The sequence below is a fragment of the Methylobacterium oryzae genome (assembly GCF_021398735.1).
In the GTDB taxonomy this organism is placed as follows: Bacteria; Pseudomonadota; Alphaproteobacteria; order Rhizobiales; family Beijerinckiaceae; genus Methylobacterium.
Genome location: NZ_CP090349.1, coordinates 1,404,505 through 1,430,896, shown reverse-complemented (window position 1 = coordinate 1,430,896; position 26,392 = coordinate 1,404,505). Strand labels below are relative to the sequence as shown.

The following is a 26,392-nucleotide window of genomic DNA, read 5'->3' as shown; positions in this document are numbered from 1 at the left end:
GGGGCAGGTCCGTCACGGTCGAAACACGGCATGCGCCCGCGTCACGCGTTCAGTCCTCTCCGGTCTCTCTCGGTCGCCCTCGCGGGCGCCCTGCTTCTCGCCGCGCTGTCCGTGCCGGCGCTCGCCCTGTCGCGCGTCAAGGATCTCGCCTCCATCGAGGGCGTTCGCCAGAACCAGCTCGTCGGCTACGGCATCGTGGTCGGCCTCAACGGAACCGGCGACACGCTGAACAACATCCCGTTCACCAAGCAGTCGCTTCAGGCCATGCTGGAGCGCCTCGGCGTCAACACCCGCGGCGCCACGATGCGCACGCAGAACCTCGCCGCCGTGATGGTGACCGCGAGCCTGCCGCCCTTCGCCGCGCAGGGCACCCGGATCGACGTGACGGTCTCGTCGCTGGGCGACGCCAAGTCCCTCCAGGGCGGCACCCTGCTGGTGACGCCGCTGCTCGGCGCCGACGGCGAGGTCTACGCCCTGGCGCAGGGCTCGGTGGCGATCGCCGGCTTCGCCGCCGAGGGCGATGCCGCGAAGATCACCCGGGGCGTGCCGACCAACGGCCGGATTTCCAACGGCGCCAATATCGAGCGCGAGATCGCCTTCAAGCTGAACGACGCCCGCTCGCTGCGTCTGTCGCTGCGCAACCCGGATTTCACCACCTCGAAGCGGATCGCCGCGGCGATCAACGACTTCATGGGCGCCGACACCGCCGAGCCCACCGACCCGGCCACCGTCACGATCCAGATCCCGTCCCGCTACAACGGCAACATGATCCGCCTCATCACCGAGGTGGAGCAGCTGAAGGTCGAGCCTGACCAGACCGCCCGGGTCGTGGTCGACGAGCGTTCCGGCATCATCGTCATGGGCCGGGACGTGCGCGTGTCGACGGTGGCCATCGCCCAGGGCAACCTCACCGTCACCATCACCGAGCAGCCGCAGGTCAGCCAGCCGGCGCCGTTCTCCGACGGACGCACCGTCGTGGTGCCGCGCACGGGGGTGAAGGTCGATACCGGGGACGGAAACAAGCTCGCCCTGGTGAAGGAGGGTGTTAGCCTGCGCGAGCTGGTCGACGGTCTCAACGCCCTGGGCGTCGGCCCGCGGGATCTCATCTCGATCCTCCAGGCGATCAAGGCCGCGGGCGCGCTCCAGGCCGATATCGAGCTGATGTGACCGAACGGACGCGAAGGGACGATCCATGCTGCAACTCGCCAGTCTCGCGGCCAGCGCCGCCGCCAGCGTCGGAACCTCGGTGGCCGGGAGCGCCGTCGACGGGATCATCAAGACCGCCAACAAGGCCAAGGCCTTGAAGACGGCGACCGAGTTCGAATCGATGTTCCTGGAGAACAGCCTCGACCGGCTGACCCAGTCGGAGGGCACCGACGGGCCGCTCGGCGAGAACGGGACCGGCGGCGGTGTCTACCGCTCGATGCTGACCAAGGAATACGCGAAGCAGATCGTGAAGAGCGGCGGAGTCGGCATCGCCGATTCGGTTTTCCGTGAGATCATGAAGATGCAGGGCGCGGCGAGCGAGGGAGCGATCCATGCAAAGGGCTGAACCGCTGCGCGTCGGGGACCGGATCACCGCCGAGGCCCTGGTGGCGGGCGTGCTCGGCAACATGGCCGCGCTGGAAGCCGTGCTCGCCGAAGAGGCGGCCTACGTCCGGGAAGGGCGACTGCAGGAGGGCGTCGCCGCGGCCGAGCCGAAGGCCGCGCTGGCCGCCGCCTACATGCAGGGTCTCGAGGTCGCGAAGGCGAACGCCGTCGCACTGAAGCGCTTCCATCCCGACGGGGTCGAGGCCCTGCGCACCGCCCACCGGCGGTTCACCGCGGCCGTGGAGGCGAACCAGACGGTGCTCGCCAGCGCCAAGACCGTCTCGGAAGGGCTGATCAAGACCTTGGCGGAGGAGATCGGCCGGGCACAGCTCCCCTCCGGCTACGGGCGGCAGACGCCAGCGCCGTCCCCGTACGGCCGCGGCGTGCGCAGCGGGCCGCTGGTCCTCTCGCGCAACCTCTAGGGCCCGCCCGGACGGCGGCCGGCGCCGATCCGGACGTAGGTCCGCACCTCGCCGAGATCGGTGTCGACGCGGTTGTCGACCGCGATGCGGCCGGCGACAACTGGCGCTGCCGCGACGCCGCTCCCCGCGGCCAGATCCGCCCCCGCGACGACGCGGCCCGAGACGCGGAGGCAGCTGCCGCTCCCCGGCAGCCGCACGAAGCCCTGGCCCTTGGACGGGCACGGCACCGGCCCCGGGATCACGGGCAGATCCCGCAGGTCGAGGGCCTCGGCCGGGCCAGCGCCGGCCACGATCGCCGCGAGGGCAGCGCAGACCGGGATCCGGCCGCGCATCTCAGGCGGCCTGGCGGGCGAGATCCCGGTGAAGCAGGTCGATGTAGTGCTCGACCTCGCCGACGAACCCGTCGAGGTCGGGCTCGTGGATGCGCAGGCGGGCGAGGTCCCGCAGCAGGATGTCGAGGGCGATGGCGCGCTCTTCGGGATGCACGTAGCCCGCGAGGTAGGTGTCGACGGCCTGCTCGACCAGGACGATCGCGCCGCTACGCGGGACGGCTCCCAGGCGGAGGACGAGTTCGATGGGTCCGGACAGCGCCATGCCGACCTCTCCTCAATCGAATGACGGCGCGTGGGCGCGACCGCACGCTGCGCTTCATTCCCGGAAAGCGGCAAGACTATGGTGAACCCGACACGTCGCGAGATTTTTCGAGCGTCAGGCGCGCGTTGACCGGTCTCGGCGATCAGCTCAGCTGATGTAGTTCACGAGGGAGAGCTTCGAGAGCGTCGCGGTCACCTGATAGCTGGCCTGGAGCCGGTTCTGCACGTCGAGCAGCTTGGTGATGACCTCCTCGGGGGAGATCTGCTCGATCCCGTCCAGGGTATTCTGGACGGTGTTCTGGAGCGCCTTGTTGGTCGTGCCGGCATTCGAGAGCCGCGTCGACGCGACGGTGAGCTGCGTGACCGTGTCCTGGACGCTCGGGGTCTGGTTGGCGGACGAGAGCAGGCTGCCGGCCTTCGTCGCCACCGTCTGGTAGGTGTTGTAGGTGTTGGCGTCGTTCGTGGTGGGCAGGCCGAAGGCCATGGTCGCCAGGCCGGCGAGCACGTTCTGGACCGCGGGATCGTTGGCGCGGGCGCCTGTCCCGACGCTCCCGGTCGCGCTCACCTGGACCGACTGCGTGTCGATCGCCGAGGTCGGCTGCGGGACTGCCGGCGGCGCGGGCTGCGTGTAGGTGTTCTCGCCCTGGTACCACAGCACCGTGTCCTGAGGCGTGGCCGCCCTGTAGCCGACCGGGGTGGTGCCATCGTACAGGATGCGCTGCGGCATCACGCCCGACCCCGACGGGCCGCCTTCCGCCGCGCCGGAGAAGAAGTTCGACGCGGTCGCCGCGGTGGCGTTCACCGCCAGCGTGCTGTTGGCCGCACCGGTCAGCGCGTTGCTCAGTGTCGCCGACAGGTTGGCCATCGTCTGGGCGGGCGTCGAGCCGATGGCGAAGTTGGTGATCGATTTCGGGTCCGCGCTCGTCGCGGCCGTGAGCGTGATCGTCGTGGAGGTGCCGTCGGCCATCTTCAGCGCGAACGACACGGTGTCGCCGGCGCTCGGCTGCGTCGTCATGCTGAGGCTGAAGCTGCCCGGGCTCGTGGCCGTGCCCGCCGTGTAGGTCGCGCCGATCGCCGAGCCGGTCGTGGTCGGCGCGCCCGCCAGGGTGAAGCCGAATTGCCCTCGGGTCAGGTTGTTCGACTCTTCGGTGACCCGCACGCTCGTGGCCGGGCTGGCCAGAGTCTGCGTCAGGCGGCCGTTGCCCCCCGCGCCGAGCTCGGCGGTGACCCGCTGCGAGATCAGGGTCGAGAGGCCGTCGAGCGTGTTGCCGCTCGCGTCGGTCGTGCCGTTGAGGATCTTGCTCGAATCGACCACCGGCTGGGTCGTGGTGTCGGTGCCGCCGAACAGGTAGTTGCCCGCCGCCGATTCGTTGAGCGTGTCGAGCGCCGTCTGCAGGTTGGCCAGCGCCGTCGACCGGCCGGAGACCGAGTTCGCCGCCACGCTCTGCAGGCCGTTCTGGAGCATCGTCCCGGTGGAGGTGCCGAGGGTCGCAACCTGCGTCAGGCTCGTGACCGCGAGGTCGGTCCGGGTCTGCGCGGCGGTGATTCCGGCGGCGTAGCCGGAGAGCGCGCTCAGGGTGGCCTGCGCGGACAGAGCCGTCGACCGCCCGGAGCCGAGGCCGCCATAGGTCTGCGAGACCTGACCGCTCGAGAGCTGGTTGGTCAGGTCGTTGAGCTGGCTCTTCAGCGCCTGGAGCTGAGAGGCGTTGCGGTTGGTGATGTAGGAGCCGGCCGCGAAGGGCGTGATCGTCGTCATGATCAGATCTGCAGCAGCTGGTTGAGCATGTCGCGGGCCGCGGTGAGCACCCGGGCGTTGGCGCCGTACGCGGTCTGCAGGGCGATCAGGTTCGACATCTCTTGGTCGATGTTGACGCCCGCCCCGGCGGAGAACCGGCTCTGCGCGGTGGAGAGCGCCGTCTGCTGGGTGGCGTCGAGAGCGGCGGCGTTCGACGCGTTGGCCCCCTGCGTGGACACGATGTCCTGCGCGAAACCGATCACGGTGGCGCTGTAGGGGGCCGAGACGCCGCCGATGCCGCTCGACGACGAGAAGGTCTGCTGGTTCGCGGTGAGCGCCGTGAACAGCTTCTGGGCGCGGGCGCCCGACGTGCTCGTGTCCGTGGCGCTCGTCGCCGTCAGCGCGGCGGTGTTGCCCGCCAGCGCGCCGTTGACCGTGATGCGCTGGGCGAAACCAGTGAGCTGCGAGCCGCCGTCGAACGTGCCGGTGTAGAGCTTGTTGCCCGTACCGTCGACGAACATCGCGAGCGACGGGTTGCCGGTGTTCAGGTCCGACGCCGAGACGGCCGTGACGCTGGCGCTCGCCGCGCCGGCGACCTTGCCGGCCGCCCCCAGCGTCAGCGTCGCGCTGGTGGCGGTCGAGGAGACCGGACTCGCCGACAGTGTCGGCAGCTTGTAGGTGCTGCCGGAGGCGTTGAACGTGGCGAAGGCGGACTGGATCGCCGCCGCGTAGGTGCCGGGCCCGCCGCTGGCATTGAAGGTCAGCGTGAGGCCGCTGGCATCCGTGGTCTGCGCGGCGGGCACGACCGCGCCGCTGGAGGTCGCGGACGCCACCAGCGTCACGTTGCGCACGGCCCCGGTGTTGTCGGTGACCGGGAAGGTGATCGTGTTCCCGGGCTGCATCGTCGAGACGCTGATCTGCGTGTCGGTCCCGCTGTACGTCCCGGTGGTCGCGGTATTCGTGAGCGCCTTCGAGAGGCCGGCCGCGAGATCGTCGAGCTGCCGCTGCGCCTGCGGCAGGGTCTGGTCGCGCATCTCGATCTCGGCGGCCAGGCTGCCGGACCGCAGCACGCCGGGGGCGCCGAGGTCGATCTTGCCGCCGCCCGGCAGCGTCGCCGTGATGGTTCCGACCGTCCGCTGGGCGGGGTCGGTCGCGTAGCTCGCGGTGGGGCTGAGCACGCCGCGTCCGTCGAAGGTCAGGGTCGCGGCGTTCCCGCGGTCGACCAGCGTCACGCCCGACTGGGTCATGACCGAGACCGTGCCGTCGCGCTGCTGGACCGTCTGCACGTCCATGTAGCTCGACAGGCTGTTGATCGCCTGGTCGCGCTGGTCCTGAAGATCGGTCAGCGAGGTGCTGTCAGTGGTGTTCTGGATCTTGCCGTTGAGCGTCGCGATGTTGGACAGGATCGTGCTCGCCGCGCTCGTGTCGGTGCCGAGCTGCGACTCGAGGCCGGTGCGCAGGTTCTGCACCGTTCCGGCGGCGCTGTTGATGAGGCTCGCGACGGCCGCGGCATTGCCCAGCACCGTCGTGCGGGCGGCCGCCGAGGTCGGGTTCGCGGCGAGTTCCTGGAGCGATTGGGTGAAGGTGTTCAGCGTCCCGTCGAGGGAGGTAGCGCTGCCGGGCACGCCGTAGAGGGCGTCGAGCTGGGCGGCGATGCCGGACTTGGTGCCCGTGTAGGCGGCCCCCGAGGTCTCCAGCCGGAGCTGGTTCAGCGCCGCGGCATCGAAGCTGCGGGTGATCGTGCCGGCGGCCACGCCGGAATTGTTCGTCCCGGTGGCGACCGTCGAGAGCGTGCGCTTGACGTAGCCCGCCGTCCCGGCATTGGCGACGTTCTGCGAGACGATGTTGATCGCCGCCTGGGTGGCGGCGAGGCCTGCGCTCGAGGTGGAGATCGCATTCAGCGACATGTCACGGCCTCCGCGGCTCGAATCGCACCCTCACTCAGCGGATCACGTTGAGCAGATCAGACATCATCGTCTGGGCCGTCGACATGACGCGCGTGTTCGCAGAGTAAGCCTGCTGGGTTACGATCATCTTAGAGAATTCGGTCGCAATGTCGGTGTTCGATTGCTCGTTGCTCGCGCCCGAGATCGTGCTGCCGTTGAGGCCCGCGAGCGGAGGCCCCGAATCGACCGTCTGGAGATAGTTCCCGTTCGTATCGGCCTTCAGGCCGTCGGCATTGGCGAACTGGACGACGCCGACCGAGGCGAGAGCCACGACCGAACCGTTGGAGAAGGTGCCGTTGACCTTGCCGTCCGGACCGACGGCCACGCTTGTGAGCGTCCCGGAGCTGTTGCCGTTCTGCGTCAGCGCGTTGGTCGTCGCCGCACCGGTCGTGTCGGCATACTGCGTCAGGCCTGAGGCGCTGAGATTCATGTTGAGGCTGGGGAATGTGTAGTCACCCATGGTGATCGGCCCCAGCGGGATCGGGTTCGTCGAGGGCGAGGTGAGCTTCCCGGTGGAATCGAAGGTGAAGGCCGTGCCCACGTTGTTCCAGTCGGACGTCGTGAGCGCGCTCGGGTTGGTGGAGTAGTACAAGTTCCACACGGCCGGCTGAGCCGGCGTGGTCGTCGCGTCCTGGACCTTGGCCCAGCGGGTCGTCAGTGTGAGCGGCGCGCCGGTCGACGTGTAGACCGGCAGCGACGGGCCGGCGATGCTGTTGCTCATGAAGGTCGAGACGGCACCGGTCTGGGTCGAATCGACCTTGACGCCGGTCTGCCCCGATCCGGAGGTCACGACGGCCGCGGTATTCTGATTGTAGAGATCGGATCCCGACGTCGCCGAGGCCGACGTGCTCGGCGTCGAGGGCAGGTTGGCGGCGTAGGTGATCGTCGTGGTGGCCTGCGCCGGCAGCGCCGAGTTGCCGATCTTGATCGGACCGATGCTGGTCGTCTGACCGGTGATCGGATCGAGGTTCGATCCGGTCAGGTATCCGCCGGCGCCGTTGACGAGATAGCCGTCCTTGTCCTGGGCGAAATCGCCCCGGCGCGTGTACAGGCTCGTGCCGCCGAAGGATGTGGCGCCGTTCGCGTCGCCGGTCTTCTGCACGACGGTGAAGAAGCCCTGGCCGTTGATGGCCATGTTGGTGGGCACGCTCGACGAGACCACGTTGCCGGCCAGGGTGTTGGTGAGCTGCGACTGGGGCAGCACCGAACCCGCGACCTCGCGGCCCGGCGTCTTCTCGGACATCAGGTCGACGAAGCTGGTGTCGATGCGCTTGTAGCCGGTCGTCTGCGAGTTCGCGATGTTCCCGGAGATGTTGCTGATGGCGTAGGACTGCGCCTGGAGTCCGGAGACCGAGGTCTGCAGGGCGGTGAAAAGATCCATGGCGAACGATCCCGATGCGCGCCGCACTGGCCCGCAGGCCGGTCCGGCCGCAACCGGCATGCCAGGGCTAAGTCCTTGATAATCCTGGACCGGATTGTCGACGACCCGGCAGGGTTGACCGGTCATGGCCGCGCGCCCGGCAGATCCTGCCGGGTCGGTCCCGCGGGCGCGGAGATCCGGACCGGAAGTCCCGTCCGCCGCGTTTACGCGGTGTTATTCGACACGCGCGAAGATGCCGCCGGGCCGGGGCCACGCGCGGTGCGTCCTGTCCGGAAGCGCTGAACGGGTACGGATTGCGGATCTCGGGATCATGCGGGCGAAACGGACAAGCCTCGTCCACATCATCTACTTCTCGCGTCTCAACCTGTCGTCGGACGCGGCGAAGAGGTCCGAGCAGATCAGCGATATCGGTCGCATCGCTCAGAAGAAGAACGAGTTCGCGGTGATCACGAGCTTTCTGGTCATCGAGGGGAACTTCGCCTGCCAGGTCATCGAGGGCGAGCGCACATCCGTGCACGAGACCTTCGACCGGGTGAGTGCCGACAGCCGGCACCGCGAGGTCCAGATCAGCGAGTGGCGGGAGATCACCAAGCGCGAGTTCGTCCACTCGTTCAAGAGCGCGCAGCGCACGGCCGGGAACGACACGCTGTTCGCCAAGGCCAACCTGCTCCCGATGCTCCAGCGCGGAACGCCGAAGGCGTCCGCGATACACGGGCTGTGCCTGTCGCTGCAGTCCGACGCGATGTCCCGTCAGGGCATCGACCACCTCTTCATCTGAGCCGCCGATGTCCGAGAGCGATACGCCCCCGATTCTCATCGTCGACGATCAGGAGAAGCTCCTGCGGCTGATCGTGATGCTGATGACCCGCATCGGCTTCCCGGACGTCGAGGGCGTCACCAACGCGCCCGAGGCGCTGGAGCGGATGCGGCAGCGCCGCTACGCCCTGGTGATCTCCGATCTCGACATGGAGCCCATGGACGGGCTCACCCTGCTGCGCGAGATCCGCGCCGACGACGCGCTGATGAACACGCCCTTCATGCTCACCGAGTCGTCCTTCGACTTCGAGGACATCAACCTCGCCCACCAGGCGGGCGCGGACGCCTTCATCCTCAAGCCGTTCGACATGGCGGTGCTGAAGACCAAGCTGAAGCAGGTCCTCAACCGCAAGCCGCGCAAGCGCGAGGCGCCGATCGCGTCCGAATCGACCCTGAGCGTCGAATTCCCGATGCTCGGCAAGTTCTGACGCCGCGCACCCCTCGCGGGCCCGGCGACGCGGAGGCGCCGCCGAAGCGCGTCACGCCGCCCGCTTCTGGTAATCCTTCACGTCGGTGAAGCGCACGGCCGGGTAGCGCTCCTCCTCGTAGCGGAGCGAGAAGGCCGTGGTCGCCATGAAGACCGGGGCACCGTCGAGGTCCTTGGCCATGGCCGAGCCGTGCGAGTCGATGAACTTGTCGAGCTCGGCCTCCGAATCGGACGACACCCAGCGGCAGACCGAGAATCGCGAGGTCTCGTAATCCACCGGCAGGCCGTACTCGGCCTGGAGCCGCTCCTTCAGCACGTCGAGCTGCAGCGCGCCGACCACGCCGACGATCGCCTGGCTTCCGTCCTGCGGCACGAACACCTGGACGACCCCCTCCTCGCCCATCTGCTGGAGCGCCTCGCGCAGCTTCTTGGCCTTCATGGCGTCGGTGAGCTTGATCCGGCGCAGGATCTCCGGCGCGAAGCTCGGGACACCCCGGAACACGATATCCTCGCCCTCGGTGAGCGTGTCGCCGATCCGCAGCGTGCCGTGGTTCGGGATGCCGACCACGTCGCCGGCATAGGCCTCGTCGGCGATGGCACGGTCCTGGGCGAAGAAGAATTGCGGCGCCGAGAGCGAGATCGGCTTGCCGGTGCGCACCAGCCGGGCCTTCATGCCTCTGTTGAGCTTGCCCGAGCAGACCCGCATGAACGCGATCCGGTCCCGGTGATTCGGGTCCATGTTCGCCTGGATCTTGAACACGAAGCCGGTCATCCGCGGCTCGGTCGGCTCGACGAGGCGCTTGTCGGCGTCCTGGCCCCGCGGCGGCGGCGCCACCTTGGCCAAGCCGTCGATGAGGTCGCGCACGCCGAAATTGCGCAGCGCCGAGCCGAAGAAGACCGGCGTCAGGTGACCCTCGCGGAACGCGTCGAGGTCGAACGGCTTCAGGCCGCCCTCGGCGAGTTCGACCTCCTCGCGCCACGCGTCGGCGGCGCCGTCCTCGGTGAGCAATTCGTCGAACAGCTTGTCGTCCGGGCCGGACACCGCGACCATCCCGGCATCCTCGGCGGCGTCGAGGCGGCGGACACGGTTGCCGCCGAGCTCGTAAGTCCCGGAGAAGTTGCGGCCGGTGCCGATCGGCCACGTGACCGGGGCGACGTCGAGGGCCAGCGTCTTCTCGATCTCGTCCAGAAGCTCGAACGGGTCGCGCGCCTCGCGGTCGAGCTTGTTGACGAACGTGACGATCGGGATGTCGCGCAGGCGGCAGACCTCGAACAGCTTGCGCGTGCGCGCCTCGATGCCCTTCGCGGCGTCGATCACCATGACGGCCGAATCGACCGCCGTCAGCGTCCGGTAGGTGTCCTCCGAGAAATCCTCGTGGCCGGGCGTGTCGAGGAGGTTGAAGACGCAGTCGCCGTACTCGAAGGTCATCACCGAGGTGACCACCGAGATGCCGCGCTCCTTCTCGATGCCCATCCAGTCGGAGCGGGTCGAGACCCGGTTGCGCTTGGCCTTCACCTCGCCGGCGAGCTGGATCGCGCCTCCGAACAGCAGAAGCTTCTCGGTGAGCGTGGTCTTGCCCGCGTCGGGGTGGGAGATGATCGCGAAGGTGCGCCGCCGCGACACCGGATCGGCCGGCCTCGCCTCGGTCTTGGTCTGCATCAGCATGGAGCGAACGCTCTGGGTCGGCGGAACGTGGTGGTGCGCGGCGCGGCACTCGCGCGGTCTCGGGATCGTGTAGCGGCAAGCCCCGATATTGGCAAAGACGGCGGCAGAATGGGGCCTCCTTTCAGGCACCGTACAGGGGCGCGACACCACGCTTCCCCGGTCGATCCACGCTTCGCGAGGCCCCGATGTCGCGCGCCGCAGCACGCTGCTGTCTGGTCACCGCTCTGCTGTTCGCCTCCGCGGGCCCCGGGCCCCGCGCGGCCGAGGCGCCGCAGCGCGCCGCAGCGGCCGACGCCGCCTTCCTCGATGCCCTGACCTGGGGCGCCACGCCCTCGGCCTTCGCGCAGCTCACCGCGGAGGGGCGGACGCGCTGGCTACACGATCAGCTTCACCCGCCCGCCGAAATGCGCCTGCCCCCCGACGCCCAGGCGCAGGTCGACGCGCTGACCCCGCCGGGCAGCCTGTTCGAGCGAGCCCAGGCCCTGGACGCGCAGGCCAAGGCGGCGAAGGACATCGCCGATCCCGAGGCCAGGAAGGTTGCGCAGCAGGCTTTCCAGGCGACGCTCAACACGGCCGCGCGGAACGCCGCCTCCGTCTGGGTACTGCGGGCGCTCTACAGCCCCGACCAGCTGCGCGAGCGGCTGACGTGGTTCTGGTTCAACCGGCTCAACGTCCACCAGGGAAAGTCGACGCTGCGCGCCGCCGTGGGCGACTACGTCGAGACGGCGATCCGCCCGCACGTGCTCGGGCGCTTCCGCGACCTGCTGATGGCGAGCCTGCGCCACCCGGCGATGCTGCGCTACCTCGACAACGACGCCAACGCCGCCGGCCGCCCGAACGAGAACTACGCCCGGGAGATCATGGAGCTGCACACGATGGGTGTCGGCTCCGGCTACACGCAGGGCGACGTCGAGGCGCTGGCCCGGATCCTGAGCGGGGTCGGCATCGACCTGAAGCCCGAGAACCCGAAGCTCCGCCCCGAGCGCGCCGCCGACTTCCGCCGGGACGGCCTGTTCGCGTTCAACCCGAACCGGCACGATTACGGCGACAAGGTCTTCCTCGGCACGCGCATCCGGGGGCGCGGCTGGCCCGAGGTCGAGGAGGCGGTGGACCTGATCGCCCGCAACCCCGCCACCGCGACCAACGTCTCCCGGGCGCTGGCGACCTATTTCCTCGGGCAGGCATCCGACGACGCCCTCATCGCCCGACTCGCCGCCGTCTTCACGCGGACCGACGGCGACATCGCCGCGGTGATGGAGGCGCTGGTGCGCGAGCCGGCCTTCACGGCCGAGCGCGGCGGCACCTTCAAGGACCCGGTGCGCTACGTGTTCTCGGCCCTGCGCATGGCCTACGACGGGCGCGTGATCCGCAACGCCGGCCCGGTGCTCGGCTGGCTGAACCGCCTCGGCGAGGGCCTGTTCAACCGCTCGACGCCCGACGGCTACCCCCTCGACGCGGCCGCCTGGAGCGGGCCCGGGCAGCTCGCGACGCGGTTCGAGATCGCCCGGCAGATCGGGTCCGGCTCGGCCGGCCTGTTCAAGCCGGCGCTGCCCGATCAGGCCGAGGAGCCGGCCTTTCCGGTGCTCGCCAACGGGCTCTATTTCTCGGCGCTGTCCGGCACCCTGTCGGCGGCGACGCGCGCGGCCCTCGCCCAGGCGGTCTCGCCGCAGGACTGGAACACCCTCTACCTCGCCTCGCCGGAGTTCATGCGATGAACCGTCGCGACCTGATCCGCGCCTCGGCGGCGCTCGGCCTGTCCACGGTGGCCGGCCGCGTCTGGGCCGCCCCGAAGGCCGACGCGCGCCTCCTCGTGGTGTTCCTACGCGGCGCCTACGACGCCGCCAACGTGGTGATCCCGACCGGCAGCGACTTCTATTACCGGTCGCGGCCAAACCTCGCGATCCCGAAGCCCGACGCGTCGGACCCGAAGGCGGCGCTGGCGCTCGACGCCGACTGGAGCCTGCACCCGGCTCTGCGCGACACGCTCCTGCCGCTCTACGCCAAGGGTCAGGCCGCCTTCGTGCCGTTCGCCGGCACCGACGACCTGACCCGGAGCCATTTCGAGACCCAGGACACGATCGAGATGGGCCAGACGGTCGGCGCGGCCCGCGACTACAATTCCGGCTTCATGGCCCGGCTCGCCGCGGAGCTGACCCGGGTCCGGCCGATCGCCTTCACCGACCAGATGCCGCTCATCTTCCGGGGCGGCGAGACGGTGCCCAACATCGCCATCAACGGGGTCGGCAAGCCCGGCATCGACGACCGGCAGGCCCGCCTCATCGCGGCGATGTACAGCGACACCAAGCTGGCCGCCGCCGTGACCGAGGGGTTCCGGGTGCGCGACGCGGTCTACCACACGATCTCCGATCATGCCGGGCAGGCCGACCGCGGGGCGGTCTCGCCCAAGGGCTTCGAGCTGTCGGCCCGGCGCATCGGCCGCCTGATGCGCGAGAACTTCAACCTCGGCTTCGTCGATGTCGGCGGCTGGGACACGCACGTGAACCAGGGCGCGGGCACCGGCTACCTCGCCGACCGACTCGGCGAGCTGGGGCGCGGACTCTCGGGCTTCGTCGAGGAGATCGGGCCGGGCTGGTCCGACACGGTGGTGGTGGTGCTGTCGGAGTTCGGACGCACCTTCCGGGAGAACGGGAGCCGCGGCACCGATCACGGCCACGGCAGCGTCTACTGGATCCTCGGCGGCGGCGTCCGGGGCGGCCGGATCGCGGGACCGCAGGTGCGGGCCGACGAGGCGCACCTGTTCCAGAACCGGGACTATCCGGTGCTCACCGACTATCGCGGCCTGCTGGGCGGCCTGTTCCGGCGGCTCTACGGGCTCGACCAGGCGAGCCTGCGGCGGATCTTCCCCAGCGCGGACCCGGCGGATCTCGCGCTGCTGTAGGGAGCGAGCCGTCGCAGCGTCGCGCCGTCCCAGCACTCGCGAGCCCGGGCTCTCAGCCCCTCCGTCATCGCGAGCGCAGCGAAGCGACCCAGGGCCGCACGAGTTCGGCAGGCGTCGCGCGACGCTGGGTCGCTTCGCTGCGCTCGCAAGGACGACCAAGCGCATGTCGTGCCGACGTATCGATGCTCCTCAGCGGATCTCGACATCAGCGCGCGAAACACCTTCAACGGGTTGGCTCCGCGCCCCTCTGTCCGCGCGCTCAGGCCGCGGCGGCCGCCAGGGCGCGCAGGTCGCCGACCAGCTCGTCGACCCGCTCCGTCCGGGCATCCCAGGCGAACATGAAGCGCGCCCCGCCGCCGATGAAAGTGTAGAACCGCCAGCCCCGGGCGCGCAGGCCCTCCATCGTGGCCGCCGGCATCGTCAAGAAGACCGCGTTCGCCTCGACGGGAAACAGCGCTCGCACCCCCGGCAGCCCGCCGACCGCCTCGGCGAAGCGGCGGGCGCAGGCGTTGCCGTGGGCCGCGTTCCGCAGCCACGCGCCGCTCTCCAGCATGCCGACCCAGGGGGCCGCGAGGAAGCGCATCTTCGAGGCGAGCTGGCCGGCCTGCTTGCAGCGGTAGCCGAAATCCTCCGCGAGCGTGGCGTCGAAGAACACCACCGCCTCGCCGGCATGCATGCCGTTCTTGGTGCCGCCGAAGCACAGGACGTCGATGCCCGAGCGCCACGTCATGTCGGCGGGGCTGCACCCGAGGCTCGCGCAGGCGTTGGCGAAGCGCGACCCGTCCATGTGCAGGGCGAGGCCCAGCTCGCGGCAAGTCGCCGACAGGGCCCGCAGCTCGGCGAGGCTGTAGACCTGCCCGGTCTCGGTGGGCTGCGTGATCGTCACCACGCGCGGCCGCGGGAAGTGGATGTCGCTGCGGTTCTGCGCCAGCCCGCGGATCGCCTCCGGCGTGAGCTTGCCGCCCTCGGTCCGGACGGTCAGCAGCTTCGAGCCGTTCGAGAAGAATTCCGGCGCGCCGCACTCGTCGGTCTCGACATGGGCCGAGTCGGCGCAGATCACGCTGTGGTAGGACTGGCACAGCGCGGCCAGCGCCAGCGCGTTGGCGGCCGTGCCGTTGAAGGCGAAGAACACCTCGCACGGGGTCTCGAACAGGTCCCGGAAGGCGTCGGCCGCCCGGGCGGTCCAAGCGTCCTCGCCGTAGGCCGGGGCGTGGCCGCGATTGGCCGCCTCCATCGCAGCCCAGGCCTCCGGGCAGATGCCGGAATAGTTGTCGCTGGCGAATTGCTGCGAGTCGTCGTGTCTCATCCGCGCAACCTAGCACGGCGCAGGCGCGGATGGATCGCGCGGACAGGTTGGAACTGGTGCGCGCTTGGTGTAATAGCCCCGTCAAGGCGTGAGCTCCACGCCGATTCGGAAACCGACGTTCCCGTCCCTCCCGGGTTCAAACCGGGCGAGGGACGTTGCCGGTTTCCAGATCGGCGGCGGGCCGCGTGAACCCAGAACTTCAGGTCCAGAGGATCAAGTCCGTTGCAGGTACTCGTTCGCGACAACAACGTCGATCAAGCGCTCCGCGTCCTCAAGAAGAAGATGCAGCGCGAGGGCATCTTCCGCGAGATGAAGCAGCGCAAGGCTTATGAGAAGCCGTCCGTGCGCAAGGCTCGCGAGAAGGCCGAGGCCGTCCGCCGCGCCCGCAAGCAGGCCCGCAAGACCGCGATCCGCGAGGGCCTGATCGCCGCGCCGAAGCCGAAGCCCCGCTTCCCCGCCGGCGGCCGTCGTCCCGGCTTCCCGTCGCCGTCCGCCGCGCAGGGCCAGGGCGGCAACGCCGCCGGTCAGACCCCGGTCAGCCCGGCTCCCGCCGCCTGAGCGACACCACGTCAGTCATGAGAGAGCCCGGCCTGCGCGCGCAGGGCCGGGCTTTTTCTTTGCGTCGCGTCCGGATGAAGGCGCCCGGGCACGCGAGCCGCACGTGGCGCGGGTCCCCTCTCCACCCGAGTCGAGCTTGCCCCGAGTCGGGCTTCTCGGGACGGATCTCGGGCAGGCCCGAGATCCGTCTGGAGAGGGGGAAGGTCGCGCCTGTAGCGCCGAGCCGGGGCCCTGCGCTCGCGATGACGTGAAGAGCTTCGAGCGCTAAGCGCTCAGGCCGCCAGCTCAGGCCGCCTTGGCGGCCATGGTGGCGTGCTCGGCCTGGACCAGCACGTCGAGGGCCCGCCAGGGCTTCTGCATGTAGACCGCCTGATCGGGGAGCCGCGCATCCCGGCTCGCGCCCGAGGTGACGACCACGCGCACGTCCGGCCACCGCCGCTTGACCGCCTGCGCCAGCGACACGCCGTCCATGGCGCCCGGAAGGCGCACGTCCGCGAAGAGCAGCGCCACGGTCACGTCGGACCGCTCCAGCACCGAGAGGGCCGCCTCGGCGCTCTCGCAGGCGATCACGCCGAGATCGGTCTCCTCGAGCACCGCCGTCGCGAGATCGCGCACAGCCGCATCGTCCTCCACGACGAGCGCCACGGGGGCGGAACTATCGGGCGTTGCGCGATCCATCAAAGTCTCCTGCTGCCGGTGCCTTGCCCCGCGTCGGGTGGCCGCCTGTACGGCGAGCTTCTGATTCCCCGATTCGGCCATGCTGATCCTTCATGAGGCGGCTCACAAGAGTCGCGTCGCTCCGGAGGCGAATGCCTGCCCTGCGGACAGGCGGCACCATTTTCATGCGGAACGCACGAAAATGGCGCAGTTTCCGGGCGGTTAAGAAACTGTTCACTGGAGTGGACCGACTGTTAACGTCCTGCGGCGGAACGTCTCCACCCGCGCGGGGCGTTTCGCCGGATCGAACGCGGCCCAGAGCTGAAGGATCATCGTCCGACATGTGCCGTTTCCTCGCCTACAGCGGTGAGCCGGTCTTCCTCTCCGACCTCGTCTGCGCGCCGACCCACTCGCTGGTGCACCAGTCGCTGCACGCCGACGAGGGGAAGACCGAGACCAACGGCGACGGTTTCGGCATCGGCTGGTACGCCGAGCGGCCCGAGCCGGGTGTCTACCGCGACATCTCCCCGGCGTGGTCGGACGAGAACCTCGTGAACCTCTGCGGGCAGGTGCGGGCGCGGACGTTCTTCGCGCACGTGCGCGCCTCGACCGGGACGGCCACCGCCCGGGCCAACTGCCACCCCTTCGTGTTCGGCCGCCACCTGTTCATGCACAACGGCCAGATCGGCGGCTACCACCGGATCAAGCGGCGCCTCGAGGCGCTGATCCCGGATTCCTACTACGACCATCGCCGCGGCAGCACCGACTCGGAGGCGATCTTCCTCCTGGCGCTCGCCAACGGCCTTGAGGCGGACCCCGTCGGCGCGATGGCGCGGACGCTGAAGACCGTCCGCGAGTTGATGGAGTCGGCGAATGTCTGCGAGCCGCTGCGCTTCACCGCGCTGCTCACGGACGGCGAGACGCTGACCGCCTATCGCTGGGCCTGCGACGGCCGGCCGCCGAGCCTGTACTACCGCGAGGGGCCGGGCGGCATCGTGGTGGTGTCGGAGCCGATCGACGGCTGCCGCGAGGGCTGGCGGGTGGTCCCGAAGGGCGCGACCCTGCGCGCCCGCCACGGGACCGCGACGCTCGTCGAGGCGCCGGAGCCCGCCCGCGCCGCCGCCTGAATACAGACGGCCCCAGCCATGCCGCCGCGGGGATTGCCGGGGCGCGCCACATCGCCACATTCCGCCTGCGGCCGATGGTGCGGCCGAGCGGGAATCGACCGATGTATCCGGATACCGAGCTTCACATCGCCGGGCGCTGGCGCGCGGGTGCCGACCGGGACACCCTGGGGGTCCTGAACCCCGCCACGGGCGAGACGATCGGCCAGTGCGCGGTCGCCACCACGGCGGATCTCGACGAGGCCCTGGCGGCTGCCGCCCGCGCCTTCCCGACCTGGCGCAAAGTCGCGCCCTTCGAGCGCGCCAAGATGATGCGCAAGGCGGCCGACCTGCTGCGCGCCCGGGTCGACGAGATCGCCCGGATCATGACGCTGGAGCAGGGCAAGCCGCTCGCCGAGTCGCGTGTCGAGACCCTGGCGGCGGCCGACATCATCGACTGGTTCGCCGAGGAGGGTAAGCGCGCCTACGGCCGCGTCATCCCGGGCCGCGCCGACGGCGTGCTGCAGGCGGTGGTCCGCGAGGCGGTCGGGCCGGTGGCCTGCTTCACGCCCTGGAACTTCCCGATCAATCAGGCGGTCCGCAAGATCTCGGCGGCGCTCTGCACCGGCTGCACGGTGATCCTGAAGGGCCCGGAGGACACGCCGGCGAGTTGCGCCGCCCTGGTCCGCGCCTTCCTGGATGCGGGCATCCCGGGCGACGCGCTCTCGCTGGTCTACGGCGATCCCGAAGCCATCTCGGCCTACCTGATCCCGCACCCGGTCATCCGGAAGATCTCGTTCACCGGCTCGACCGTGGTCGGCAAGAAGCTCGCGGCGCTCGCGGGCGAGCACATGAAGCGCGCCACGATGGAACTCGGCGGCCACGCCCCCGCGATCGTGTTCGGCGACGCCGACGTGGAGAAGGCGGTGGCCGTCCTGGCCCCCTCGAAGTTCCGCAATGCCGGCCAGGTCTGCGTCTCGCCGACCCGCTTCCTCGTGCACGATTCGGTCTTCGATCGCTTCGTCGAGGGCTTCACGACCTTCGCCAAGTCGGTGAAGGTCGGCGACGGGCTCGATCCCGAGACCAAGATGGGACCGCTGGTCCACGGGCGGCGCCTCGACGCCGTCACGGCGCTGGCGGCGGACGCCGAGTCGAGCGGCGCGACGCTGCGGGCTGGCGGCAAGCGCATCGGCAACCAGGGCAACTTCTTCGAGCCGACGGTCTTCACCGAGGTGCCGCTGACCGCCCGGATCATGAACGAGGAGCCCTTCGGCCCCCTGGCGATGATCAACCGGTTCTCCGACGACGAGGAGGCGCTCACCGAGGCCAACCGCCTGCCCTACGGGCTCGCGGCCTACGCCTACACCCGCTCCGCCGAGCGCGCGGCGCGGGTGTCGAATGCGGTCGAGAGCGGCATGATCTCGATCAACCACCATGGCCTCGCCCTGCCCGAGACGCCGTTCGGCGGCGTCAAGGATTCGGGCTACGGCAGCGAGGGCGGCCCGGAGGCCCTCGACGCCTACCTGGTCACCAAGTTCGTCACGCAGGCGAATTTCTGACGCACCGGCCGGCGCGCCGCGGCGCGCCGGCCCCTCCCCTCAGTAATGCGGCGGCGGCGGTTCCGGCCCGCGCGGCGCCGCGCGGGCGGCCGCCTCCTCCACCTGCTCCCGCAGCGCGTCGAGCTGCCGGACGAGCCGGTCGATCACCCGCCACTGCTCGGTCACGGTCCGGTTCAGATCCTCGATCGTCGCATCCTGCTCGGTCAGGCGCATCTCCAGGCGATCGATCCGTGTCGCCTCGTCCATGTCGGGTCTCCAGGCAGTGCCGTGTCGCGAGCTGTCCCCGCCCCGATCGTCTCGGACCGCCGGCGCTCGACGCTCCTCCTAACGCAGGCCGCGCGCCGAACAACCCGACGGACCGCCTCCAGCCATGACCAGTCGAGAACGTCCATCAGTCGATGCATAGGCTCGAAGACCGATAATGGCGCAAAAGTGATTTATATCTCGGTTATCTTTGTCGTTTGTATAAATGCATTTTGCGACGATCGACTGCGCTCCTACAACTTTCTCGAACTCTCATTGAGCCCGTTTCATGACGAGAGTACGCCATTGACGGATTTTTAAGCGCGTCTCCTCATGATCGTCCGCACTTTACAGATCAGGCGGGCACGGGCTCCGATGGCGATGTTTGGTTCACGCGACGATGCCCTCCTCGCGGCGATCGACCGGACGATGGCGCGGGTGGAATTCGACCTCGACGGCACCGTCACCGACGCGAACGCCGTGTTCCTCGACCTCGTCGGCTACACGCTCGACGAAGTCCGGGGCCAGCATCACAGAATGTTCGTGCCTGAGGCCGACAGGTCCGGTCCGAACTACAGCGCCTTCTGGGACCGGTTGCGCGCCGGTCAGCACGAGGCGCGTGCCTTTCCGCGGGTGACGAAAGCCGGCCACACCGTGTGGATCCAGGGCTCCTACAACCCGATCCTCGACCGCCGCGGCAAGCCCACCAAGGTGGTCAAGCTCGCCACCGACATCACCGCGGAACGCGCCCGCAACGCGCTCCACGCCGGTCAGGTCGAAGCGCTCAACCGTTCGCAGGCGGTGATCTGCTTCGCCCTCGACGGGACGATCACGGACGCGAACAGCAACTTCCTGTCCACGATGGGCTACACGCTGGAGGAGATCCGCGGGCGGCATCACCGCATGTTCATGGCGCCGGCGGAGGCGGCCAGCCCGGACTACACGGCGTTCTGGGCCGCGCTCGGCAACGGCCAGTACCAGGCGGGCGAGTTCCGGCGGATCGGGAAGGACGGCCGCACCGTCTGGATCTTCGGCGCCTACAACCCGATCCTCGACGCCGACGGCAAGCCCTGCGCGGTGGTGAAGTTCGCTACCGACGTGACCCGGCAGGTCGAAGACCGCCAGCGCCGGGCCGAGGGGCAGCGCGCGATCGACGCCGACATCGCGGCGATCCGCGATTCGATGAGCCGGGTGGTCCGGCAGGCGGACGAGACCGCGGAGGCCTCGAGCCGGACAAGCCGCAACGTCGATGCGGTCGCTGCGGGTTCGGAGGAGTTCGCCGCCTCGATCGAGGAACTCAGCCGTCACGCGATGCAGGCGAAATCCTCCGTCGATCTGGTCGTTTCCCGCGCCGAGGAGGCGGGGGCGATCGTCGTGGGGCTGACCGGCGCCGCGGACCGGATCGGGGCGGCGGTGAGCCTGATCCGGTCCATCGCCGACCAGACGAACCTGCTGGCGCTGAACGCCACGATCGAGGCCGCCCGGGCCGGAGCGGCCGGCAAGGGTTTCGCGGTCGTCGCCGCCGAGGTGAAGGCGCTCGCCGAGCAGACCGCCAAGGCCACCGGCGAGATCGGAACCCAGATCGCCGCCGTGCAGGCCGAGACCTCCCGAGCCGTCTCGGCGATCGACGGGATCGGCGCCACGATCGAGCAGCTCAGCGCGATCTCGCTCAGCGTCTCGTCGGCCGTGACCGAGCAGGCCGCGGTGACCCGCGACATGACGGAGAACATGCAGTCGGCGGCGCAGGGCGTCGCGGCGATCCATACCGCCATGGCGGAGATCGCCTCCTCGGCGAGCGTCGTGGACGCCTCGGTGCGCAAGGTCTCGGAGGCGGCGCGCGCCCTCGCGTGAGCCGGCCCGGCAGGGCCTCAGGCCGCGCGAGTGGCGACCGGATCGGCCACGGAGATCCGGTCCCGTCCGCCATTCTTGGCGGCGTAGAGCGCGGCGTCGGCCCGCTGCATCAGCAGGTCGAACGCGATGCCGGGGCGCGCCTGCGCGATCCCGATACTGACGCTGACGCGCAGGGCCGGAAGCTCGGGAACCGCGAGTTGCGCGAAGGTCTGGCGGAGCTCCTCGGCTCGGGCCAGAGCCTCGGCGGGCGAGACGTCCGGCAGGAGGCACGCGAACTCCTCACCGCCGAGGCGGCCCAGCAGGGCCTCCCGCGGCAGCAGGGTCGACGCCATGGTGCAGAAGCCGATGAGCACCGCGTCGCCGACCCCGTGGCCGAAGCGGTCGTTGACGGCCTTGAACCGGTCGAGGTCGAACAGCAGCAGGGCGGCGTCGCCGTGCCGCGCCATCGCGTCCGCGGCGGCCCCGGCGAAGGCCCGGCGGTTGCGCACGCCCGTCAGCGCGTCGGTGGAGGCGGCGATGCGCTGCTCCCGCTCCGCCCGCTCCTTGACCAGCGCCATGAAGGTGAAGGCCGAGGCGATCGAGAACATCAGGGTGACGAAGCACAGGATCGCCACCCAGTGCGACGCGAGCGGGCTGAGACCCGGCTGCGGGGGCGCCACCAGCGTCGCGGGGATCCGCACGATGTAGAAGCTGCCGTGCAGTCCCAGGATGGTGGCGGCGGCGATCCGGGAGGCGAGCCGCTCGGCGCGACCGCGCCAGATCTCCGCGGCCGCGGCGCAGCAATAGAGCGCCGCGGTCCCCGAAGCGTAGATGATGCGGGCCTCGATCGACGCGTAGAAGGTCGGGATCAGGCACAGGACGCACCAGCCGAGGGCGCCGGCCATGGCGATGCCCACCCGCGGCTCCCGAAGCTCGAAGGAGCGGACGCCGCTCCAGATGAGGCCGTAGGCGGCGAGCACCACGGCGTTGGCCAAGCCCACCGAGATCAGGTCGGGGATCTGGTTGCGCAGCGCGAGGCCGGCCGATCCGGCCGCGCCCACGAGATGCGCCGCGCCCCAGTAGGCGAGCACCCGGGATTCGGGCGCCTGCCGCCACGAGGCCATGAAGAGCGTGCCGACCAGGAAGGTCGTCGCCGCGCTGACGACCAGCAGGGTGGCGGGATCGAGTTGCACGGACGCCTGTCTATCCTCGACCCGGACGTTAGCCGCCCCCGCCCCCGTGTCGCACTATGGCCGAGCAACGATACGCGCCGGCAGAGTATATCGCTCTATCTTGCCGGAAGCCACTGTAAGCTAGATTAGAACGGCCAACCGGGACGAGGGTGCTAGTACACCGGCATATTCGTCCCGGAGCTTGCCGGGTCTCCCGTGCTGAGTGCCGCAGGGTCGCCGACTCTGACCTCGGCGCGGGCCCGCCCCCGCACGGCCCCGGAACGCCGGGGCCGGAACGCGCGGTGCGGCCCGCCCGTCAGGCGCGGTGGATCACCGGGACCGCGGGCGCGCCCTCCCACTCGGTGTTGGCGGGGATCGACTCGCCCTTCATGACGATGGTGAGCGGGCGCAGCCGGGCGAAATCGCCCACCTTGGTGTCGTAGAGCACGGTCGAGAACGCACCCACCGAGACGCCGCGCCCGACGACGACGCGGCCGATCTTCATGATCCGGTCCTCGTAGAGGTGCGTCTGCAGTGCCGAGACGCGGTTGATCGTGGCGTAGTCGCCGATGGTGACGCAGTCGAACTCGGTGATGTCGGTGGTGAGCATGCAGACGCCCTTGCCGACCTTCACGCCGAACAGCCGGAGCACCCAGGGCAGGAAGGGCGTGCCCTGGAGGTGCTCGAGCAGCACCTTGCCGGCGAGCCCCCAGTAGGCCACCGCGATCGCCTCGGTGCGCATCGCCCACCACGACCACATCGGCTGCATGCCGGGCTTGTAGACGCCCATCAGCAGCCACTTCATCGCGATGACCGCCGAGGACTGGATCAGCGCGATGGCGACGCTCGCACCGACGAAGCTGTAAGCCAGACCCCACCAGTCCTGCTCCAGGATGGCCGGGTAGAAGTACCAGTCGATCGCCGTGATCGCGAGGGTAATGTAGAGCATCGGCGAGAACGAGGTCGCGAAGGCCTCGAAGACGCCGCGCCGGATCTTCGGCCACGCGCCGGGCTCGTAGGTCTGGGCGGTCGAGCCGAGATCGACCTTCTGGCGGGCCGGCAGCCGGATCGGCGGCGAGCCGAACCACGTCTCGCCGGGGCTCATCGCGGCGTTCTCGGGCGGCTTCGACTTGATGCCGATGAGAACGTCGTCGGGGATGACGGCGCCGGGCGGCACAACGGCGTCGTTGCCGACGAAGACCCGGGCGCCGGTGCGCACCGGCTCCAGGTGCATCCAGCCGCGCCGGATCTCCTCCTCGCCGTACACCACCTCGTCGGCGATGAAGTTCTTCGCGCCGACCTCGGCGAGGTCGTAGCGGCCCGCGAGGTTGGTCGAGATCTCGGCGCCGTGGCCCATATTGGCGCCCATCAGCCGGTACCAGGCCCGCATGTAGACGGTCGCGAACAGCGACGAGAGCGTCTCCAGGGTGACCTCGACGGCGAGCGCCAGCGACCATTTCCGCAGGTAGAACAGCGAGTGGACCGAGTAGGTGCCGGAGCGGGTCCGCGGCAGCACCACCCAGCGGATGCCGGCGATCAGCAGCACCGTGCCGGCGGTCATCAGCATGGCGGTCGGCCAGGTGAGGATCGGCAGGTACCAGTGGTAGTCGATGTCGGTGATGTCGGAGAGCGAGTCCGAGATCTGGTCGAAGATGAAGAAGGCCGGGAAGATCGGCAGCAGACCCACCGCGGGGATCGCGCCGAGCAGCACCACGTAGGCCGCCATGAACGCCGCGCGGCGCGCGAAGGAGGCCTCGGCGGGGGCGGGCAGCTCCGTGGGGTCGGCCATCCCGACCTTGCGGCCGGGCGAGCCGTCCCACCGCTCGGCCGCGCCCACCCGCGAGCCCGTGGGGATCGTGGTGAGGTCGGCGATCTCCGCCTGCGGCCCGATCACCGCGTCGTGGCTGATCACGCAGGAGGTGCCCACCGCCGCGTCCGCGCCGATCTCGACCCTGCCGATGACCAGCTCGTTGCCGACGATCTCCGCGTTGGCGATGACGAGGCGGCCGCCCAGGGACGCGCCGTCCCCGATGGTCAGGAGGTCGGCCGCGCCGATCTCGATGTCGGAGATGAGCGTGTCGCGTCCGACCTTCGCACCCATCAGCCGGAGGTAGACGGCGATCGCGGGCGAGCCCTGGAGCCACTTCACGTGGACGAGGGGCGCCAGCCGCTGCGCGAGCCACCAGCGATAATAGTAGGTGCCCCAGAGCGGGTACCGGCCCGGCTTGGTCCGGCCGAGGATCAGCCACTTGCCGGCGACCGCCGCGACCGCGGTCACGCCGTTGATCGCCACGTAGACGAGGAGCAGTACGCCGAGTTCGGCGAAGAAGCTCAGGCCTCCGCCGGTGAGCAGCAGGTAGGTCACGAACATGCCGAGCCACTGCGCGGTGGCCAGCGCGATCACGAAGGGCAGCGCGACCAGCTGCCCGAGGCCGCACAGCGCCCGGCGCAGCAGCGGCGGCGGCGCGAAGCTCAGGTCGCGGGTCGCGGCCCCGGCGCCCATGCCGCCCGTCCGGGCGATGAGCGCGTCGGCCATCGCCCGCACGGTGCGCAGGGCGTAGACGTCCGGCAGCGTGATCCCGGCCAGCGGCGGGTTCTCGCGCACCGCCGAGACGAAGCGCGCGGCGAGCAGCGAATGGCCGCCGAGATCGGCGAAGAAGTCGCCCTCGAGGGCGATCGGCTGGTTGCCGAAGATCTGCTTGGCGGCGGCGACCAGGGCCGCCTCGGTCTCGTTGGCGGGCGTCTCCTGCTCGCCGTCGGCGGCGACCACCGTGAGCGGGGCGACCTTGAGCGCCTTGCGGTCGACCTTGCCGGACGTGAGCCGAGGCAAAGTCTCGGCCACCTCGAAATGGCCGGGCACCATGTAGGGCGGCATCTGCCCGGCGAGGGTCCGGCGGAGGGCGGCGGCGTCGATGGACCGGCCGCGCTCCGGGATCAGGAAGGCGACGAGGCGGTCGACGCCGTCGTCGTTCCGCAGCACGACGGCGGCCTGGTTGACGTCGGGCGCCGCCCGGATCCGGGACTCGATCTCGCCGAGTTCCACGCGGAAGCCGCGGATCTTCACCTGGTCGTCGATCCGGCCGTGGAACACGATCCGGCCGGCGGCGTCGAGGGAGACCGCGTCGCCCGAGCGGTAGAGCACCGGGTCGGTCCCGTCCGACGCGAACGGGTTGGCGATGAACTTCTCCGCCGTCAGCTCGGGACGGGCGAGGTAGCCGCGCGCCACGCCGGGACCGCCGATCAGCAGCTCGCCCTGCTGGTCTCGGCCGAGCAGGGTCAGATCCTCGCCGGCGACGTAGACGGAGTAGTTCGGGATCGGGCCGCCGATGGTCACCGGCTCGCCGGGCCGCATCTCGGCCGCGGTGGCCACCACGGTGGCCTCCGTCGGGCCGTAGGTGTTGAACAGCTGGCGGCCGCCGGTCGCCCAGCGGGCGATCAGCGGCTCGGGCAGCGCCTCGCCGCCGAGCAGGACGAGGCGCACTCGCGGCAGGTCGCCGGAGATCATCGCCAGGAGCGTCGGGACGGTGTCGAGCACCGTGATCCCCTCGGCCTCCAGGATGCCGGGGAGCGATTCCAGGTCGCCCATCATGGCGGGGCTCGCCACGAACAGGGTCGCGCCCACGAGATACGGCACCCAGATCTCCTCCATCGAGAGATCGAAGGCCACCGAGGCGCCCTGGAAGACCACGTCGTCGGCGCGCATCCCGTAGAGGGCGTTCCCGGACCGCAGGAAGTGGCAGATGTTGGCGTGGCTGATGACGATGCCCTTGGGCACGCCGGTCGAGCCCGAGGTGTAGATCAGGTAGGCGGGGTGCTCGGGCGTCAGCCCGGCCGCGCGCGGATCGGGCAGCGGCGCACCGGCGGGCGTCCCGGAGTCGAGATCGGCGGGCGTCAGGGCCGGGGCGACGTCGGGCGCCGCCGCGGCGAGCGCCGGGGAGACCAGCAGCGCCTTCGCGCCCGCGTCGGCGAGGCACACGCCCACCCGGTCCGCCGGCGCCTCGGCGTCGAAGGGCAGCCAGGCCGCGCCCGCCATCGTGATGCCGATCTGCGCCACGAGGAGGTCCGGGCCACGGGCCATCCAGAGGCCGACGATGTCACCCGGCCCGATGCCGCGATGGGCGAGGCCGGCGGCGATCCGGCCGGCCCGGGCGGCGACCTCCGCGTAGGTCAGGTGCGGGTGAACGCCCCCGGCGCCGACGCCGGCGCCGTCGACCAGGCAGGGATGATCGGGCCGGGTCTCGGCCGCGTGCAGGAAGATCTCGGCCAGGACCTCGTCGCGGATGAGGTCGGGCCGGTGGTCGCCGCGCAGGATCGCCGCCGCGGCTCCGAGAGGCGCGGGCTCCCCGGCCGTCGGTCCGGGCCGGGTCTTCTCGGCGACGTCGCTCATCCGCTGCTCCGCTGGCCGCCCGCTCGGGCCGGCGCCTGTCCTGGCCGCCGCCCTATAGCCTGCCGATCATGCCGTTATCGAGGCGGCTTTGCACTGCGCCGG

General features: G+C 70.2%; 22 protein-coding genes. 11 read left to right on the top strand and 11 right to left on the bottom strand.

The features are described 5' to 3' along the window. Positions 1 to 30 precede the first annotated feature (30 nt). The 3 genes from LXM90_RS06865 to LXM90_RS06855 are packed head-to-tail and all read left to right on the top strand — an operon-like array spanning position 31 to position 2,012. Positions 31 to 1,167 (top strand): flagellar basal body P-ring protein FlgI, encoded by a 1,137-nt coding sequence (locus tag LXM90_RS06865; protein WP_042672916.1) that lies wholly within the window; start codon positions 31 to 33, stop codon positions 1,165 to 1,167. Positions 1,168 to 1,192: 25 nt separating this feature from the next. Beyond that, positions 1,193 to 1,552, top strand: a complete 360-nt coding sequence (locus LXM90_RS06860; protein WP_020092928.1) for a rod-binding protein — start codon at positions 1,193 to 1,195, stop codon at positions 1,550 to 1,552. After that, a complete protein-coding gene (locus LXM90_RS06855; RefSeq protein WP_020092929.1) occupies positions 1,539 to 2,012 on the top strand; it encodes a hypothetical protein in 474 nt (157 codons plus the stop codon). The genes LXM90_RS06860 and LXM90_RS06855 overlap by 14 nt, the downstream gene beginning before the upstream one ends. Here LXM90_RS06855 and LXM90_RS06850 read toward each other — a convergent pair. From LXM90_RS06850 to LXM90_RS06830, 5 genes are all read right to left on the bottom strand, one after another. Continuing rightward, the gene (locus LXM90_RS06850; protein WP_020092930.1) at positions 2,009 to 2,344 is read right to left on the bottom strand and encodes a hypothetical protein; all 336 of its coding nucleotides are present in this window, start codon (positions 2,342 to 2,344) and stop codon (positions 2,009 to 2,011) included. The genes LXM90_RS06855 and LXM90_RS06850 overlap by 4 nt on opposite strands. A 1-nt stretch (position 2,345) precedes the next feature. Continuing rightward, positions 2,346 to 2,606, bottom strand: a complete 261-nt coding sequence (locus LXM90_RS06845) for a hypothetical protein (protein ID WP_020092931.1) — start codon at positions 2,604 to 2,606, stop codon at positions 2,346 to 2,348. Positions 2,607 to 2,753: 147 nt separating this feature from the next. Then, positions 2,754 to 4,361 carry a hypothetical protein gene (locus LXM90_RS06840; RefSeq protein ID WP_020092932.1) on the bottom strand — a complete coding sequence of 536 codons (1,608 nt, stop codon included), beginning with the start codon at positions 4,359 to 4,361 and terminating at the stop codon, positions 2,754 to 2,756. Between the two features lie 2 nt (positions 4,362 to 4,363). Further along, positions 4,364 to 6,247, bottom strand: a complete 1,884-nt coding sequence (flgK, locus tag LXM90_RS06835; protein WP_042672917.1) for a flagellar hook-associated protein FlgK — start codon at positions 6,245 to 6,247, stop codon at positions 4,364 to 4,366. Between the two features lie 34 nt (positions 6,248 to 6,281). Beyond that, the gene (locus tag LXM90_RS06830; protein WP_020092934.1) at positions 6,282 to 7,667 is read right to left on the bottom strand and encodes a flagellar hook protein FlgE; all 1,386 of its coding nucleotides are present in this window, start codon (positions 7,665 to 7,667) and stop codon (positions 6,282 to 6,284) included. A gap of 310 nt (positions 7,668 to 7,977) precedes the next feature. Here LXM90_RS06830 and LXM90_RS06825 point away from each other — a divergent pair, with 310 nt between their 5' ends. Continuing rightward, complete coding sequence (locus LXM90_RS06825) at positions 7,978 to 8,445, top strand: BLUF domain-containing protein (RefSeq protein WP_020092935.1); 468 nt, start codon at positions 7,978 to 7,980, stop codon at positions 8,443 to 8,445. Between the two features lie 7 nt (positions 8,446 to 8,452). Beyond that, positions 8,453 to 8,911, top strand: coding sequence for a response regulator (locus LXM90_RS06820; protein ID WP_020092936.1), 459 nt, complete (start codon positions 8,453 to 8,455; stop codon positions 8,909 to 8,911). A 51-nt stretch (positions 8,912 to 8,962) separates the two neighbouring features. Here LXM90_RS06820 and LXM90_RS06815 read toward each other — a convergent pair whose 3' ends face one another. Then, on the bottom strand, positions 8,963 to 10,576 hold the full coding sequence (locus tag LXM90_RS06815) for a peptide chain release factor 3 (protein ID WP_020092937.1): 1,614 nt from the start codon (positions 10,574 to 10,576) through the stop codon (positions 8,963 to 8,965). A gap of 185 nt (positions 10,577 to 10,761) precedes the next feature. On the opposite strand from LXM90_RS06815, the gene LXM90_RS06810 reads away from it, so the two are divergent. Together LXM90_RS06810 and LXM90_RS06805 are read left to right on the top strand one after the other, a co-directional pair. After that, on the top strand, positions 10,762 to 12,291 hold the full coding sequence (locus LXM90_RS06810) for a DUF1800 domain-containing protein (RefSeq protein WP_020092938.1): 1,530 nt from the start codon (positions 10,762 to 10,764) through the stop codon (positions 12,289 to 12,291). Beyond that, a complete protein-coding gene (locus LXM90_RS06805; RefSeq protein ID WP_020092939.1) occupies positions 12,288 to 13,475 on the top strand; it encodes a DUF1501 domain-containing protein in 1,188 nt (395 codons plus the stop codon). The genes LXM90_RS06810 and LXM90_RS06805 overlap by 4 nt, the downstream gene beginning before the upstream one ends. A 259-nt stretch (positions 13,476 to 13,734) precedes the next feature. Here LXM90_RS06805 and LXM90_RS06800 read toward each other — a convergent pair whose 3' ends face one another. Next, positions 13,735 to 14,781: a threonine aldolase family protein gene (locus tag LXM90_RS06800; RefSeq protein WP_020092940.1), complete on the bottom strand. Its 1,047-nt coding sequence runs from the start codon at positions 14,779 to 14,781 to the stop codon at positions 13,735 to 13,737. A gap of 222 nt (positions 14,782 to 15,003) precedes the next feature. Here LXM90_RS06800 and rpsU point away from each other — a divergent pair, with 222 nt between their 5' ends. Further along, positions 15,004 to 15,339 carry a 30S ribosomal protein S21 gene (gene rpsU / locus LXM90_RS06795; RefSeq protein WP_012322424.1) on the top strand — a complete coding sequence of 112 codons (336 nt, stop codon included), beginning with the start codon at positions 15,004 to 15,006 and terminating at the stop codon, positions 15,337 to 15,339. 285 nt (positions 15,340 to 15,624) lie between these two features. Here rpsU and LXM90_RS06790 read toward each other — a convergent pair whose 3' ends face one another. Beyond that, a complete protein-coding gene (locus tag LXM90_RS06790) occupies positions 15,625 to 16,017 on the bottom strand; it encodes a response regulator (RefSeq protein WP_026604893.1) in 393 nt (130 codons plus the stop codon). 320 nt (positions 16,018 to 16,337) lie between these two features. Here LXM90_RS06790 and LXM90_RS06785 point away from each other — a divergent pair, with 320 nt between their 5' ends. Next, positions 16,338 to 17,123 carry a class II glutamine amidotransferase gene (locus LXM90_RS06785; protein WP_020092942.1) on the top strand — a complete coding sequence of 262 codons (786 nt, stop codon included), beginning with the start codon at positions 16,338 to 16,340 and terminating at the stop codon, positions 17,121 to 17,123. A 101-nt stretch (positions 17,124 to 17,224) separates the two neighbouring features. After that, positions 17,225 to 18,658, top strand: a complete 1,434-nt coding sequence (locus tag LXM90_RS06780) for an NAD-dependent succinate-semialdehyde dehydrogenase (RefSeq protein ID WP_020092943.1) — start codon at positions 17,225 to 17,227, stop codon at positions 18,656 to 18,658. 39 nt (positions 18,659 to 18,697) lie between these two features. Here the strand turns inward: LXM90_RS06780 and LXM90_RS06775 are convergent, their stop codons facing one another. Beyond that, positions 18,698 to 18,904 carry a SlyX family protein gene (locus LXM90_RS06775; protein WP_020092944.1) on the bottom strand — a complete coding sequence of 69 codons (207 nt, stop codon included), beginning with the start codon at positions 18,902 to 18,904 and terminating at the stop codon, positions 18,698 to 18,700. Positions 18,905 to 19,276: 372 nt separating this feature from the next. On the opposite strand from LXM90_RS06775, the gene LXM90_RS06770 reads away from it, so the two are divergent. Beyond that, entirely contained in the window at positions 19,277 to 20,752 is a 1,476-nt protein-coding gene (locus LXM90_RS06770; protein ID WP_020092945.1) for a methyl-accepting chemotaxis protein, read from the top strand. Between the two features lie 17 nt (positions 20,753 to 20,769). On the opposite strand, the gene LXM90_RS06765 is transcribed toward LXM90_RS06770, so the two are convergent. Next, the gene (locus LXM90_RS06765) at positions 20,770 to 21,924 is read right to left on the bottom strand and encodes a sensor domain-containing diguanylate cyclase (RefSeq protein ID WP_234082149.1); all 1,155 of its coding nucleotides are present in this window, start codon (positions 21,922 to 21,924) and stop codon (positions 20,770 to 20,772) included. A 295-nt stretch (positions 21,925 to 22,219) separates the two neighbouring features. Beyond that, on the bottom strand, positions 22,220 to 26,290 hold the full coding sequence (locus tag LXM90_RS06760) for a Pls/PosA family non-ribosomal peptide synthetase (RefSeq protein ID WP_020092947.1): 4,071 nt from the start codon (positions 26,288 to 26,290) through the stop codon (positions 22,220 to 22,222). Between the last annotated feature and the right edge of the window lie 102 nt (positions 26,291 to 26,392).